Genomic DNA, 13,163 nt, shown 5'->3' on the forward strand with positions numbered 1-13,163 from the left:
CGATGGCGCCCTCATCATCGCCATCTGTGCAACCAACCGACTGCTTGCCATGGACTACGCAACTGCCAGCGACCTCGCCGCCGATCTGCGAGCGGGGCGCATCTCTTCGGTCGAACTGCTGAATGGGTCGATCGCTCGTATCGAGACCTTCGACACTCGGATCAACGCCGTCATCGCGCGCGACTTCGATCGAGCGCGGACGGCGGCGGTCGCGGCCGATGCGGCGTTGGCACGCGGCGAGCGCCTCCCGCTGCTGGGGGTCCCCGTCACGGTCAAGGAGGCGTTCAATGTGGCGGGATTGCCGACGACCTGGGGCATACCCGGCACGGAAAAGGTACCGGTCGCCGAAGACGCCGTCCTGGTCCGTCGCCTGAAGGCCGCAGGTGCAGTGGTGATCGGCAAGACCAACGTCGCGATGCATCTCGCCGACTGGCAGAGCTCGAATCCTCTTTTCGGCACGACGAACAACCCCTGGGATGTGAACCGAACACCCGGCGGTTCGTCCGGCGGAGGCGCGGCTGCGCTGGCCGCAGGCTACGTGTCGCTGGAATTCGGTTCGGACCTCGGCGGCTCGCTGCGTGTACCGGCGCACTGCTGCGGTGTCTTCGCGCACAAGCCGTCGCACGGTCTCGTTCCGATGCGTGGCTGCGCCCCGCCGGGTACGCCCGTGCTGTCCGTGGGCGGCAACATCGACCTCGCCGTGGTGGGCCCCATGGCGCGGAGCGCGGCCGACCTGATGCTGGCGCTCGACGTCGTTGCAGGGCCGGACGACGCCGATGCGCTCGCCTATCGCCTTGCGCTGCCGCCCGCGCGGCAGACGGCACTCGAGGGGTTTCGCGTCCTGCTGCTCGACGAGCATCCGATGGTGCCCACATCGAACGCCGTGTGCGCGGCACTGCGGCGCATGGGCGACAACCTGGCGCGCATCGGCTGCCGGGTCGAGCGGGCGAGCCCTTTGCTGCCGGACCTTGAACACGTCGCATCGCTCTGGGGGCAGTTGATGTGGGCGTTGATCAGCGCCGACATTCCGGGCGACTCGGGTGGCATCAGCCATCGCGACTGGATCCACGCGGATCGTGCGCGCATGGGGATCGCACACCAGTGGCGGGATTTCTTCCGGCAGTGGGATGTCATCCTGTGCCCCGTCATGCCGACGCCCGCCTTCTTGCACGATCACGGCGACATCGAGACGCGGCGGCTTGGCGTCGACGATCGGGAGATTCCCTACAAGGACCAATCGGCCTGGTCCAGCATCGCGACGCTCACCGGGCTGCCGTCAACCGCGATGCCGATCGGACTCAGTGAGGAAGGCCTGCCGATCGGCATGCAGATCATCGGTCCGCGCCTCGAAGACCGCACGACGATCGCTTTCGCCCAGGCCATGGAGCGCGAATTCGGCGGCTTTGTGGCGCCGCCCGGCTTCGGCGCCTGATTTCCCCATAATGGGCGCCTTGCAGGAGACGCATCCATGGCCCGAATGTCCGCGCAAGAGATCGAGCAGTACCAGTCCGAGGGCTGGGTCATACCGCAATTCCGCCTCTCACCTGAGCGCGTCGCGATGATGCGCGATGCGCTGGATGCGTTGATCCGCGACAACCCGGGCGTGCGTCCTGAAAAGCTGGTTTCCGCGCATATCGAGGGCGACAACGGCGAGGGCGTGCGTGGCAGCCGTCATTTCCTCGATCTGGCCATGGACCCGGAGATCGTCGAGCTTGTGTCCGGGGTGATCGGTGACGACGTGATCCTCTGGGGCTGCCATGTTTTCTGCAAGCCGCCGGCCGAGGGCTATGAAACGCCGTGGCACCAGGACGGTCACTATTGGCCGATCCGCCCGCTCGCCAACTGCACCGTCTGGGTTGCTCTCGAGGAATCGACGACCGAGAACGGCTGCCTGCGCGTGATCCCGCAGTCCCACCGCGCCCAGGTTCTGCACGAGCATCTGCACGAGGACCGTTCCGACCTGACCCTCAACCAGCGCATGGCTGCCGGTAGTTTCGACGAAGCGAATGCAGTCGACCTTGAACTGCAGCCGGGGCAGATGTCGTTGCACGACGTCTTCATGATCCACGGTGCAACGGCCAACACCTCGGCAAAGCGGCGTACTGGGGTGGCGCTGCGGTACATGCCGTCGACCTCGGTTTTCGAGCGCAATCTGCGACCAGCGGACGGGAAGACCGGGGTTGCCGTCAACTTCGCCGAGCGGCCGCTGTGGCTGCTCAAAGGGGTGGATCGAAGCGGCCACAACGATTTGGAAGTCGGGCATCGCCACCGGTAGCGCTATCTTTGCGCCTAGAATGTGCCGATGAGCAAAGACGGCACTCCCGCTCGCCGCACCCGCCGGGGCAGCGGCGCCGTCACGCTGCACGACGTCGCGAAGCTTGCCGGCGTGGCGCCCATCACGGCTTCGCGCGCGTTGAGTTCGCCATCGCAGGTGTCGGCCGAGGCGCTGAAAAAGGTCACTGACGCCGTCCGCCGGACTGGTTACGTGCGCAACGTGCTCGCCGGGGGGCTCGCGTCGACGCGCAGCCGCCTCGTCGCTGCTGTCGTTCCGACCATGTCGGGCCCCGTCTTCCTGCAGACGGTTCAGTCCCTGACCGAAGCACTCGCCGAGCGCGGTTACCAGTTGATGCTGGGGCAGAGCGGCTACGTGGACTCGCGCGAGGACGCGCTGCTCGAAGCCATCATCGGCCGCCGGCCCGATGGCATCGTGCTCACCGGCATCATGCACTCGCCCGAGGGTCGCAAGCGTCTGCTGGCCGCCGGCATTCCGGTGGTCGAGACCTGGGATCTCACGCCCACGCCGCTGGACATGCTCGTCGGCTTTTCCCATGCCGAAGTCGGTCGCGCGGTGGTCGACTTCCTTCGCAACAAGGGCCGTGGCCGCCTGGCCGTGGTGGCGGGCGATGACGAGCGCTCTCAGCGGCGCCACGAGGCGTTCCGGAATGCGGCGCGCGCGTTGGGCTTGCGCGAAGTGCCCGTCATTCGGGTGCCTGCGCCGACCACGCTGAAGAGCGGGCGGGCAGCGCTGTCGGAATTGCTCCGCGAATCCCCGGATATCGATGCGGTGTTCTGCAGTTCCGACCTTCTGGCGCTGGGCGTGATGATCGAGGCGCAGGCACAGGGCATTTCGGTGCCGGTTCAACTGGCAGTCGTCGGTTTCGGCGATCTCGAATTCGCGGCCGACCTGCAACCCGCCTTGACGACTGTGCGAATCGACGGCGCGGCCATTGGCCGCCAAGCCGCGCAGTTCATCGTCGACCGGGCGGAAGGGCGCCAGGTCGATGAGCGCGTGATCGACATCGGCTTCTCGATCGTCGACCGAGATAGCACCTGACCTCGTACAAACCCTGAGTTGGACCGCTTTCCGAATGCCTGAGGTAGCGCTATCATCCTAAAAGATAGCGCTACCATTTGAAAGAGACAAAGCATCATGAAGAAGTTACTGATCCCCCTCGCGATCGGCCTGGCCGCCGCTGTTGGTGCACACGCGCAGGACTGGCCCCAAAAGCCGGTGACACTCGTCGTGCCCTTCCCTCCAGGCGGTTCCACCGACATGGTCGCGCGCGCGATCTCGCCGAAACTGGCCGACAAGCTGGGCCAGACCTTCCTGGTCGATAACAAGGCCGGCGCCACCGGCACCATCGGCGCGACCCTGGTCAAGCGATCGGCACCGGACGGTTCCACCTTCCTCGTCACCTCGCTCGGTCCGCTGGTGATTGCACCGCACCTCATCAAGGGCATGCAATACGATGCCTTCAAGGACTTCGACTTGATCACGGTCGCGGTGCAGGCGCCCAACGTGCTGGTCGTGCCCGCCAGTTCGCCTCACAAGACGGTCGCCGACGTGATCGCGTACCTGAAGGCGAACCCCGGCAAGATGACTTTTGCGTCTTCAGGCAACGGATCGAGCGACCACCTGACGGCTGCACTTTTCTGGCAGCAGACCGGAACGAGCGGTCTCCACGTGCCTTACAAGGGCGGCGCGCCGGCGATCACCGACCTGCTCGGCGGCCAGGTGGACGCGTCGTTCCAGAACGTCAACGCGGTGTTCCAGAACATCAAGGCCGGCAAGCTCAAGGCGCTCGCCGTGACCGGCGAAAAGCGTTCGCCCGTGCTTCCCGATGTGCCCACCACCGCCGAGGCCGGCGTGAAGAACGTCGAGGTCTATTCGTGGCAGGCCATCGTCGCGCCGAAGGGCTTGCCGCCCGCCTTGCGCGACAAGGCGAACGCTGCCGTGGTCGCCGCGCTCAACGATCCGGTCGTCAAGACGCAGTTCACGGCGATTGGGCTGGAGGTTGTCGGCAACACGCCCGCACAGTTCGCGGCCTTTCAGCAGCAGGAATCCGCGCGCTGGAAGAAAGTGATCGAGACCGGCAAGATCACCGCCGATTGACGCGCAATTCCAATTCGAGACCATCCGATGTCCAATTCCACACCCATCATCACCGCCTTGCGCGTAATCCCCGTTGCCGGTCGCGACAGCATGCTCTTGAACCTGAGCGGCGCCCACGGCCCTTTCTTTACGCGCAACCTGCTGATCCTCACCGACAGCGCGGGCCGCACGGGCATAGGTGAAGTGCCCGGCGGCGAGAAAATCCGCCAGACACTCGAAGACGCACGCGATCTCGTTGTCGGACAGTCCATCGGTGGCTGCCAGCGCGTGATGCAGCAGGTCCAGCAGAAGTTCGCGGACCGTGATGCGGGCGGGCGCGGCTTGCAGACCTTCGACTTGCGCACCACCATCCACGCGGTGACGGCCGTTGAATCCGCGATGCTCGACTTGCTGGGCCAGTACCTGGACGTGCCCGTCGCCGCACTGCTCGGCGAGGGCCAGCAGCGCGATGCCGTCGAGATGCTGGGCTACCTCTTCTTCGTTGGCGACCGCGACAAGTCCGATCTCCCGTACGCGCGGGACCCGCAGGCCGACAACGACTGGTTCCGCCTCCGGCACGAGAAGGCGATGACACCCGAAGCGGTCGTGCGGTTGGCCGAGGCCGCCCGCGAGCGCTACGGCTTCAACGACTTCAAGCTCAAGGGCGGCGTGCTGCGCGGAGAAGAAGAGATCGAAGCCGTCGTCGCGCTGCACGAGCGCTTTCCGCAGGCGCGCGTCACGCTCGATCCGAACGGCGGCTGGCTGCTGAAGGACGCCATCCGCCTGATGCGCGACATGCGCGGCGTCGTCGCCTATGCGGAAGATCCTTGCGGCGCGGAGGAGGGCTTCTCGGGCCGCGAGGTGATGGCCGAGTTCCGCCGCGCGACCGGCCTGCCGACAGCGACCAACATGATCGCGACCGACTGGCGCCAGATGAGCCACGCGCTCGCGCTCCAGTCGGTGGACATTCCGCTGGCCGATCCGCATTTCTGGACCATGGCCGGCTCGGTGCGCGTCGCGCAGACCTGCCGCGATTGGGGTCTGACCTGGGGCTCCCACTCGAATAACCATTTCGATGTCTCGCTCGCGATGTTCACCCACGTCGGCGCCGCCGCGCCCGGGCGCGTGACCGCGATCGACACGCACTGGATCTGGCAGGATGGCCAGCGACTGACGAAGGAGCCGTTGCGCATCGAGGGCGGCCTGGTGCAAGTGCCGAAGAAGCCCGGGCTGGGCATCGAACTGGACATGGCCGAGGTCGAAAAGGCCCACCAGCTTTACAAGCAGCACGGCCTCGGATCGCGCGATGATGCGATCGCGATGCAGAGTCTGATCCCCGGCTGGACCTTCGACCCGAAGCGCCCTGCCTTCGACCGCTGAACCAAGGAGTCCGAATGAGAGAAAACCGCCTGCGGGCACTCTGGAAATCGGGAGGCGCCGCAGTCAACGGCTGGCTCGCGATTCCCAACGGCTTTTCGGCCGAAACGATGGCCCACCAGGGCTGGGATTCGCTGACCATCGACCTGCAGCATGGGGTGGTCGACTACCAGTCGATGATTCCGATGCTGCAAGCCATCTCGACCACGGACGCCGTACCGGTGGTTCGCGTACCGTGGCTTGATCCCGGCGCGTTGATGAAAGCGCTCGATGCCGGTGCCTACGGTGTCATCTGCCCGATGATCAACACGCCCGAGGAGGCCGCACGGCTGGTCGCCTACACGCACTACGCGCCGCGCGGCACACGCAGCTTCGGGCCGGTGCGGGCATTGCTGTACGGCGGCGCGGACTACCCGCAACATGCCAACGACACCATCGTCACCTTCGCAATGATCGAGACCGCGCAGGCGCTCGAGAACCTCGACGCGATCATGTCGGTCGAGGGGCTGGACGCGGTGTACATCGGCCCGTCGGACCTTTCGCTCGCGCTGGGCTGCAGGCCGGTCTTCGACGACGTGGACCCGCCGGTCGCGCAGGCCATCGACCACATCCTCGAACGCGCCAAGGCGCACGGTCTCGTGGCCGGCATTCACAACGGTACGCCCGAGGGCGCGCTGGCGCGCATTGCCAAGGGCTTCCAGTTCGTCACCGTGAGTTCGGATGCACGGCTCATGGCCGCCGGCTCGCAGCAGGTGCTCGCGAAGATGCGCGCCACGCAGCCCGCGAACGGCACCTCGGTCTCAACCTCCTACTGAAAGGACTTCGATCATGAAAATCGGATTCATCGGACTCGGCATCATGGGCGCGCCGATGGCGCAGAACCTGCTGCAGGCCGGCCACGAAATGTTCGTGCGCACGCGTCGCCAGGTGCCCGAAGCGCTGAAGACGGCCACCGCTTGCGCGACCAACGCCGACGTCGCTCGCGCGGCCGATGTCGTGATCCTGATGCTGCCGGACACGCCGGACGTCGAACTGGTTCTGTTCGGCGAAGACGGCGTCGCCTCCGGCCTCACCAAGGGCAAGCTCGTGATCGACATGAGTTCGATCGCGCCGATGGAGACCAAGCGCTTCGCGAGAAAGATCAACGAGCTCGGCTGCGACTATCTCGACGCGCCTGTCTCAGGCGGCGAAGTCGGTGCAAAGGCGGCGAGCCTGACGATCATGGTGGGCGGCGAAGAGGCCGTATTCGAGCGCGCCAAGCCGCTCTTCGAAGCGATGGGCAAGAACATCACGCTGGTCGGCGGCAACGGCGACGGCCAGACCACCAAGGTGGCGAACCAGATCATCGTCGCGCTCAACATCGCGGCCGTCGGCGAGGCCCTGCTGTTCGCCAGCAAGGCAGGCGCCGATCCGGCGAAGGTCCGTCAGGCGCTGATGGGCGGGTTCGCGGCCAGCCGCATCCTTGAAGTGCACGGCGAGCGGATGATCAAGCGCACCTTCAACCCCGGCTTCCGCATCGCACTGCACCAGAAGGATTTGAATCTGGCGCTGGCCGGTGCGAAAGAGATGGACGTGGCGCTGCCGCAGACGGCCTCGGCTGCACAACTGATGCAGTCATGCGCCGCCCACGGTTGGGATCAACTCGATCACTCTGCGCTGGTGAAGGCGCTGGAGCAAATGGCGGCGCACGAAGTCGCGAAGGGCTGATTCACACTGGCAAGCCAAGCCGCGCGTAGATCGCCGCGGCCTGCCGGCGAAGCCGCGCCGACTCCGGCTGGCCATTGAGTTGTTGCTGGAGGATGCCCTGCGCACCGGCCAGCGTCGTTTCGGTTCCGTTCCGGATCAGGGCATCGAGATAGACCTGCTCGAACAGATCGCGTTGTGCGTGGCTGCCGCCGATCTCGACGAGCCGCGGTAACGCGAGCCCCAGCCCTTCGATGGCAGCCGCGGCATCGCCGCGTGCATGTGCGAGCAATCCGCGCGCAGCCGGCACGCAGACGCGCTGCCACGCATCGCGTGTCGACGGTGGCGCGTGCGGTGCGAAGTCTTCGATGCGATTCAGCAGCGTGTCGGCCTCCGGTCGGCCAGCGCGTGCGAGGCCGTAGAGATATTGCAGGTCGAGGAATGGCAACACATGGTCGTCGAGCCGCTTGGCGAGATAAGCGGCGACGTCCTGCCAACGATCACCCACATCGATGCCCGCCAACTCGAATCGCGCGAGCAGTGAAACCGCGCCGATCTGGTCCTGCGAGTACTCCTTGACGACACCCCACACGTGGCGGTCGTAGGTCTTCAGCGCTTCCGCGTCGCGCCCGAGGTCGATCTGGAACAGGGCCACGTGCCACCAGTTGTGCGTCACCATGAAGGAATTGAGTCCGACCCATGTGTCGCTGACGCTCTGCATGAAATCCAGGCCTTCGCCGAGGCGCCCTTCGGTAAGCATCACATGGCCCAGCGCGTGGTGAGCCCATGGTTCCTTGCGTTCCATGGCGATCGCACGGCGAGCGCTGGACTCGGCCTCGCGCATCAGGTGGCATTGTTCGTAGCCGAAGGCCGCCATGCCGTGCAGATAGGGCACGTCGGCAGCCTCAGGCAACGCGGCCAGCGCAAGGCGCAGCATGCCGGGGCAGTCGCCGGTGTTGAAGCAGTGGTACTGCCCGAGCTTGAGGGATGCCAGGTCGCGCGGATGCTCCCTGGCCTGCTCCTGATGCAATGCGATGGCCCGGGCGATGTCACCGTCGGCCCATGCCGCGACAGCGGCGATGAAGCGTTGCTCGCGCGACGTGGCGTGCGCCGCAGCGGCCTGTGCGCGTTCGACAAAAGGACGTGCGTTTGCCGCGGCATCGCCCGATTCGGCGAACAGGTGCAGGGCTGCGCAATACGCCTGCACGATGGCGCTGGGATCATCCGCGGCGGCGAGCACGTCGACGGCCCGTGCCTCGCACGAGATGAATCCTTCGACAAAGTCGTTGATCGCGCGCAAGGCGGCAGGATCGGCGACGCTGACCGGGTTGCCGAGGCTGTCGGAGAGGCGCGACGCTGAACTCAAGGCGATTCCTGTAGGCGTGATCGAAGAATCTCATGTTGCCACGCCCCGAGCGCCTGCGTTCAAACCCCGGCCTGCTGGTGGCGGTATTCCTGGGTTTTTCCGCCGTATCCGTAGGCTGCTGCTCGGGCATCGATCAGGTGCACGTAGGAGACTTCGTGAAGATTGCCTCGAAGCATTGCCATTGCGGCGTGGATTTCGCGGACATAGCGCGCCTTCTCCGCCTTGGTGTTGGTTTCGTCGGTAATGCTGATGTCGAGGTGGAATGCCGACTTGCCCAGTTCCGCGAGCGACTGACCTCCGATGAACCAGGCGTCGGCGGCGATGTATTGCACGGTGATGGCGATCACCGGCAGCTTCTTGTCGAGGACCGTCTGTGTGAGTTCGGCGACCTTGTCGACCACGCGCCGCGTCAGTTGTTGATCGGGCTCGCCTGAGAGATGAATGACGATGTGAGGCATGGTGGGCGTCCTTGGCTGTGTTGAACAAGGTGTCATTGTCAAAGTCGCCAAGCCATCTGAAAAGCGGGAATATATGATCTGATCCACCATAAAAACGGATGGATAGTCTGTGCAGACCTTCGACATCGATCAACTCAAGACCCTGGTCGCGGTCGTCGACGCCGGCAGCCTGACCGCTGCGGCGCCACAGGTCTTTCTTTCTCAGTCCGCCGTGAGCGAGCAGATCCGCAAGCTCGAAGAACGTGCCGGGCACGTCCTGCTGACACGCAGCAAGACAGGCGTGACGCCGACGACCGCGGGTGTACGCCTCGTCGGGCATGCGCGGCGCATTCTTGCCATGAGTGACGAGGCCTTCCGCGACCTGCACGGTGAATCGCTGCAAGGCGAGCTCCGTCTCGCGGTCACCGACTATTTCCGGCCTGGTGACTTGACGCGGCTGTTGAGCCGCCTCGGCGAGAGTTATCCGCAGGTGCGCCTGCACGTGAGCATCCTGAAGAGCGGTGCCATCGAAGCCGGCTACGCACGCGGAGATTTCGACGTCGGTCTGTCCATGCGCATTGCGGGACAAGCGTCGCCGGACGAAGCGCGTCCGCGCACGCCAGTCCTGCGACGCGAATCATTGACCTGGATGGCGGCCGCCGGCGCCCGCATCGTGCGCACGGCGCCATTGCGGCTGCTGGTGCTGCCCGACAGTTGTTCGCTGCACCAGTACACCGTCAAGCTGCTTCGCCAACGTCGCGTGCCTTACGTCGTGGCGCATGTGGCCTCGGGCGTCGCGGGCCTTCAGTCGGCGTTGGCGGCCGGTCTGGGCGTTGCATGTCTCAACGCATCGGCATTGTGCGAGGGCGTGGCACCTCTCGCACCGCCGCATGGACTGCCGGCACTGCCGCGTGTGGCGTTCTACCTGCTGCCCGCGCGTCGCGGCGAGACCGAGTTCGTGACGCGCGCCCGCGAATTGCTGACGTCGCATCTCGTCTGAGATGCGCGCCGGCCCGACGCCGCGTCAGAGCTGGGGCGACTGCGGCCAGGGCCGTTGCGATTCGCGGATCAGCTCGAACGCGCGCGACACCTTGAGAACGCCCAGGTCGTCGAAGCGGTGTCCGGCGATCTGCAGGCCGATCGGCAATCCGCTCGGGGCGTAGCCACAGTTGATCGACGCGGCCGGCTGCTCCGACATGTTGTACGGCACCGTGAAGCCGATATGCTCCAACGGCCGAAGCGGGTCGTTGGTGGGCGAGGGCGCCTCGGCGGTAGCGGGCATGTTCGGCGCTGTGGGCGAGATCACGTAGTCGTACTTCGCGCAGGCCGCCACGGCCGCGACGCGGGTCGCATGAAACTGGCTGAAGGCACGGAACACGTGCTCGCCGCTGAATCCCGCCGCGCTCTCGGCCCAGGCGCGGATGTACGGCAGGATCTTGGCGCGCTGTTCGGGCTTCAATGCGTTCATGTCTACCAGTGAGCGCATGCGCCACAGGTGATCCATGCCGTCGAGCATGGCCTGTGACATGAAGGGCTGCATCGGCTCGACGATCGCGCCCGCACGCTCGAAAAGTCGTGCGGCGTGCTCGACGGCCTGATGGATTTCAGGCTCCACGGCGAGTCCGCAGCCGGCGTCCAGCAGGAGGCCGATCCGAAGGCCTCGCAGGTGATCGGCGGCAGTATCGAAGGAAGCCCAGTCGATCTCTTGCGCGGGCAGGCTCATGCTGTCGCGTGCGTCGGGCTGCGCGAGCGTCTGCATCATCAGCGCGGCGTCGGCCACGGTCCGGGTCATCGGTCCGGCGGCCCGACCCATGTAGGGCGGATCGATCGGAATGCGGCCCAGGCTGGGCTTGAGCGTAAAGATGCCGCACCAGCCGGCGGGCAGGCGCAGCGAGCCGCCGATGTCGGTGCCGATGTGGAGCGGACCGTAGCCCGCAGCCGCTGCCGCGCCGGCGCCGGCGCTCGATCCACCGGGCGTCTTCGACAGGTCCCAGGGATTGCGCGCCAGCGTGTGGAAGCTCGACAGTCCCGAAGACAACATGCCGTAGTCGGGCATCGTGGTCTTGCTGAAGATCACTGCGCCGGCTTCCTTCAAACGGGCGGCAGGTGGCGCGTCCGCGGCCGCAGGTTTCAGCTCGACCGCGGCTGTGCCTGCGGGTAGCGGATCGCCACGCGTCGCGATGTTTTCCTTGATCGTCGTCGGAACACCGTCGAGCGGCCCCAACGGCTCGCCGCGTCGCCAGCGTGCTTCGGACGCGCGCGCCTGTTCGAGCGCGGCCTCGGGTCGAAGCAACCAGGTGGCTTGCAGATGTGGCTCCCAGCGCGCGACGTGATCGAGCACGGCCTGTGTGACCTCGACAGGCGAGAGGCGCTTCTCGCGATAGGCGGCGACGAGTTCCCGCGCGCTCAGGTCGTTCAGACGATTGCTCACGACCACGACAGCGCCGACAGATCGTTGACGAAGATCGGCATGTCTTTCCAGAGGCCCTTGACGCCCTTTTTGGCGACGGTTGGCCATTGCGGCTGGAACAGGAAAGCGTTGGCCGCGTCATTGGCAAGCATGCGCTGTGCGTCGCCCAACAGCTTGTTGCGCTCGGCCGTGTTGCCCGTGGTCTTGATCTTGTCGTACAGCGCGTTGAATTCCTTCGACTGGTAGCCCCAGTAGTAGTCCGCCTTGGCGTAGTTGCCGAGGTCGAAGGGCTCGACGTGCGAAACGATGCTGAGGTCGTAGTCCTTGTTGCCGTAGGTACCGCTCAGCCATTGGGCCCATTCGACGTTCTGGAGCTTCACGTTGATGCCGATCTTGGCCAATTGCGCGGCAATCACCTCACCGCCCTGGCGGGCATAGGGCGGCGGCGGCAATGTCATCGTGAGTTCGAGCGGCGTCTTCACGCCGGCTTCGGCCAGCAGTTGCTTGGCCTTCTCGATGTTGAAGGGGTTGACGCCCGTGGTGTCGACATAGCCCGCAGCGCCCGGCACGTAGTGGCTGCCGATGGGTACGCCGAAGCCATCGACCGCGCCTTCGATCACGGCCTTGCGGTCGATGGCCATCGAAATCGCACGGCGCACGCGGACGTCGTCGAGCGGCTTCCTCTTGTTGTTGATCGACACGATGGTCTTGGCGCGCGAGCCGCTCAGGATCACCTGGTACTGTGGGTTGGCCTTGAACTGCGGCACCACGCGCGTCGCGATGCGCGGGAACGCATCGACATCGCCGGCCAGCACCGCGGCAGCCTGCGCGGCGGGGTCCGAGATGAAGCGGAACGTCACCTTGTTGATCTTCGCTGCGCCGGGGTTGCGGAAGCCGTCCCACTTGCTCAGCGTCATCGAACTGCCCTTGTTCCAGCTGTCGAGCTTGTACGGGCCAGTGCCGATGGGCTTGGTGGCGTTGGTGTCGGCGCTCTTGGGCTCGACGATGACAGCCGTGGCCTGGCCGAGCAGGAAAGGCAGGTCGGGGTCGATCTCCTTGTTGATGATCACGACCGTGTAGTCGTCGATCACCTGGGTGCTCAGATTGGCGAAGGTCCGCTTGTCCTTGTTGGTGCTCTTCTCGCTGCCGGCGCGGTCGAAGGAGAACTTGACGGCCTGGGCATTGAACGGCTCGCCGTTCTGAAACTTGACGCCGCGGCGTAGTTTGAAGGTGTAGGTGCGCAGGTCCGGCGAGATCTCCCAGCTTTCTGCCAGGAGCGGCGTGACGTTGCCGTCGGAGTTGATCTTGGTGAGCGTCTCGAGAATGTTGTACTGGACGATCTCTGCGATCGCCGAGGCAGCACCGGCGGTCGGGTCCAGGCCTGGCGGTTCGAGCGCCATGCCCAGCACGATCGCGTCCTTGCGACCCTGTGCCAGCGCCATCTGCGGCAGCGCGAGCGGCACGGTGGCGAGTGCGGCGGTGGTCAGGAGGGTTCGGCGATTCAACATGGTCAGGGCT

General features: G+C 65.6%; 12 protein-coding genes. 8 read left to right on the forward strand and 4 right to left on the reverse strand.

Annotated elements, in window-relative coordinates; translation table 11 throughout:
* Positions 1–49: 49 nt before the first annotated feature.
* The 7 genes from AC1DN9_RS05270 (at position 50) to glxR (ending at position 7,456) form a co-directional block, all read left to right on the forward strand.
* Positions 50–1,432: an amidase family protein gene (locus AC1DN9_RS05270; RefSeq protein ID WP_478097936.1), complete on the forward strand. Its 1,383-nt coding sequence runs from the start codon at positions 50–52 to the stop codon at positions 1,430–1,432.
* Positions 1,433–1,468: 36 nt separating this feature from the next.
* Entirely contained in the window at positions 1,469–2,275 is an 807-nt protein-coding gene (locus tag AC1DN9_RS05275; RefSeq protein ID WP_478097938.1) for a phytanoyl-CoA dioxygenase family protein, read from the forward strand.
* Positions 2,276–2,302: 27 nt separating this feature from the next.
* Positions 2,303–3,334, forward strand: coding sequence for a LacI family DNA-binding transcriptional regulator (locus tag AC1DN9_RS05280; RefSeq protein WP_478097939.1), 1,032 nt, complete (start codon positions 2,303–2,305; stop codon positions 3,332–3,334).
* 96 nt (positions 3,335–3,430) lie between these two features.
* Positions 3,431–4,393: a Bug family tripartite tricarboxylate transporter substrate binding protein gene (locus AC1DN9_RS05285; protein ID WP_478097941.1), complete on the forward strand. Its 963-nt coding sequence runs from the start codon at positions 3,431–3,433 to the stop codon at positions 4,391–4,393.
* A 27-nt stretch (positions 4,394–4,420) separates the two neighbouring features.
* Complete coding sequence (gene gudD, locus AC1DN9_RS05290) at positions 4,421–5,752, forward strand: glucarate dehydratase (protein WP_478097943.1); 1,332 nt, start codon at positions 4,421–4,423, stop codon at positions 5,750–5,752.
* A gap of 14 nt (positions 5,753–5,766) precedes the next feature.
* Positions 5,767–6,564 (forward strand): HpcH/HpaI aldolase family protein, encoded by a 798-nt coding sequence (locus AC1DN9_RS05295; RefSeq protein ID WP_478097945.1) that lies wholly within the window; start codon positions 5,767–5,769, stop codon positions 6,562–6,564.
* Positions 6,565–6,577: 13 nt separating this feature from the next.
* The gene (gene glxR / locus AC1DN9_RS05300) at positions 6,578–7,456 is read left to right on the forward strand and encodes a 2-hydroxy-3-oxopropionate reductase (RefSeq protein WP_478097947.1); all 879 of its coding nucleotides are present in this window, start codon (positions 6,578–6,580) and stop codon (positions 7,454–7,456) included.
* Between the two features lies 1 nt (position 7,457).
* On the opposite strand, the gene AC1DN9_RS05305 is transcribed toward glxR, so the two are convergent.
* Complete coding sequence (locus AC1DN9_RS05305) at positions 7,458–8,804, reverse strand: tetratricopeptide repeat protein (RefSeq protein ID WP_478098149.1); 1,347 nt, start codon at positions 8,802–8,804, stop codon at positions 7,458–7,460.
* A gap of 53 nt (positions 8,805–8,857) precedes the next feature.
* Positions 8,858–9,256, reverse strand: a complete 399-nt coding sequence (locus AC1DN9_RS05310; RefSeq protein ID WP_478097948.1) for a tautomerase family protein — start codon at positions 9,254–9,256, stop codon at positions 8,858–8,860.
* A gap of 109 nt (positions 9,257–9,365) precedes the next feature.
* Between AC1DN9_RS05310 and AC1DN9_RS05315 the strand changes: the two genes are divergently transcribed.
* Entirely contained in the window at positions 9,366–10,235 is an 870-nt protein-coding gene (locus tag AC1DN9_RS05315) for a LysR family transcriptional regulator (RefSeq protein WP_478097950.1), read from the forward strand.
* A 24-nt stretch (positions 10,236–10,259) separates the two neighbouring features.
* On the opposite strand, the gene AC1DN9_RS05320 is transcribed toward AC1DN9_RS05315, so the two are convergent.
* Entirely contained in the window at positions 10,260–11,666 is a 1,407-nt protein-coding gene (locus tag AC1DN9_RS05320) for an amidase (RefSeq protein WP_478097952.1), read from the reverse strand.
* Entirely contained in the window at positions 11,663–13,153 is a 1,491-nt protein-coding gene (locus AC1DN9_RS05325) for an ABC transporter substrate-binding protein (protein WP_478097954.1), read from the reverse strand. The genes AC1DN9_RS05320 and AC1DN9_RS05325 overlap by 4 nt, the downstream gene beginning before the upstream one ends.
* Positions 13,154–13,163 lie beyond the last annotated feature (10 nt).

The sequence above is a fragment of the Variovorax sp. 05L425 genome, assembly GCF_056397705.1.